Here is a 2,308-nt window from a genome sequence, read left to right as displayed (position 1 = left end):
CTCGCAGCTGGTCGCAAGATTCCTAAGGACAACGGAATCCAGCGCTACAAGGGTCTCGGTGAGATGGACTACCGCGAACTGTGGGACACCACCATGAACCCCGAAACTCGCACCCTGCTTCAGGTCACCTTGGATGACGCAGTTGCTGCTGACGAAATTTTCTCAACCCTGATGGGTGAAGACGTGGAATCACGTCGAAACTTCATCCAGAAGAATGCAAAGGATGTGCGTTTCCTTGACATCTAACGACAACCTCGTCACCACTGACGAAAACGGAGAGAACCGCATCCAGCAGGTAGACCTGCAACTGGAGATGCAGCGTTCTTACCTCGACTACGCGATGAGCGTTATCGTGGGCCGCGCACTTCCTGACGTTCGTGACGGCCTCAAGCCTGTTCACCGTCGTGTGATCTACGCGATGTATGACGGTGGCTACCGCCCCGACAAGGCATTCTCTAAGTGTGCTCGTGTCGTCGGTGACGTCATGGGTCAGTTCCACCCGCACGGTGACTCGGCCATCTATGACGCACTCGTGCGTTTGGTTCAGCCTTGGTCGCTGCGTTACCCATTGGCTCTCGGTCAGGGAAACTTCGGTTCTGCCGGTAACGACTCCGCTGCTGCCCCTCGTTACACCGAAACCAAGATGGCACCTTTGGCGCTGGAAATGGTTCGTGACATCGACGAAGAAACCGTCGACTTCCAGGACAACTACGACGGCCGCACTCAAGAGCCTTCGATTCTTCCTGCACGCTTCCCCAACCTGCTGGTTAACGGTTCGGTGGGTATTGCCGTGGGTATGGCCACCAACATTCCTCCCCACAACCTGCGTGAGGTAGCCGAAGGTGCACTCTGGTCACTGGCTAACCCTGATGCAACGCGTGAAGAGCTCCTTGAAGCACTGATCTCTCGCATCAAGGGACCTGACTTCCCCACCGGTGCACAGATTCTGGGCATCAAGGGTATTCAGGACGCGTACCGCACTGGTCGTGGTTCCATCACGATGCGTGCCGTGGTCAGCGTTGAAGAACTTCAGGGCCGTACCTGCCTCGTCGTCACCGAGCTTCCCTACCAAGTCAACCCTGACAACCTCGCGATCAAGATCGCGGAGCTCGTCAAGGACGGCAAGATCACCGGCATCGCGGACATCCGCGATGAGACCTCTGGTCGTACCGGTCAGCGTTTGGTTATCGTGCTCAAGCGCGATGCAGTCGCCAAGGTCGTTCTCAACAACCTCTACAAGCAGACCCAGCTCCAGGAAAACTTCGGTGCAAACATGCTTGCCATCGTGGATGGCATCCCTCGCACCCTCGCCATTGATGGATTCATCTCCAACTGGGTTGAGCACCAGATTGACGTCATCGTTCGCCGCACGCAGTTCCGTCTGCGCAAGGCAGAAGAGCGTATGCACATCCTCAAGGGTTACCTTGCAGCTCTCGATGCTCTCGATGAAGTGATTGCCCTGATCCGCAAGAGCTCCACTGTTGAAGATGCTCGTGACAGCCTGATTGCCTTCCTCAAGATTGACGAGCTGCAAGCTCGCGCCATCTTGGAAATGCAGCTGCGTCGTCTGGCCGCACTGGAACGTCAGAAGATCATTGACGAAGCCAACGAGTTGGAAGCTCAGATCACTGAGTTCAACGCCATCTTGGCTAGCCCTTCGCGTCAGCGTGAGATTGTTTCGGAAGAACTCACTGACATCGTTGCCCGTTACGGCGATGACCGTCGCTCCGAGATCATGCCTGGCTTCGACGGCGACATGAACGTGGAAGACCTCATTCCTGAAGAGGAAATGGTTATCACCGTTACCCGTGGCGGCTACATCAAGCGCACCCGCAGCGACAACTACCGCAGCCAGCACCGTGGTGGCCGTGGCGTCAAGGGTGCACAGCTCCGAGCTGATGACGTAGTCGAGCACTTCTTCGTCACCACTACCCACCACTGGCTCTTGTTCTTCACCAACACCGGACGCGTTTACCGCGCCAAGGCGTATGAAGTACAAGAAGCAGGTCGTGACGCTAAGGGTCAGCACATCGCTAACCTCTTGGCACTTGCTCCTGATGAGCAGGTCACCCAGATTCTCGACATCCGCGACTACAAGGCAGCTCAGTACCTCGCCCTGGCAACCCGCGATGGTTTGATCAAGAAGACTGCACTGACCGAATACGACACCAACCGCACCGGTGGCATCATCGCCATCAAGTTGCGCGAAGGTGACGAGCTCGTCTCAGCACTTCTCCTTGAAGCTGACTCGGACGTTCTCCTGGTTTCACGCAAGGGTATGAGCATCCGCTTCACCGCAACCGATGAG

General features: G+C 56.5%; 1 protein-coding gene and 1 pseudogene. Both read left to right on the top strand.

Going from position 1 to position 2,308, the window contains the following annotated elements:
• A pseudogene (locus Q0362_RS02615) lies at positions 1-246 on the top strand (DNA topoisomerase IV subunit B); the annotation flags it as partial.
• Positions 236-2,308 (top strand): DNA gyrase subunit A (gene gyrA / locus Q0362_RS02610; RefSeq protein WP_298119463.1); only part of this gene is annotated, 2,073 nt, incomplete at its 3' end. The pseudogene Q0362_RS02615 and the gene gyrA, both read left to right, overlap by 11 nt.

Origin of the sequence: uncultured Aurantimicrobium sp. (assembly GCF_936931525.1) — a bacterium.
Taxonomy (GTDB): domain Bacteria; phylum Actinomycetota; class Actinomycetes; order Actinomycetales; family Microbacteriaceae; genus Aurantimicrobium.
Note: the sequence above shows the minus strand (reverse complement) of the source record. Positions and strands in the feature narration are given on the sequence as shown.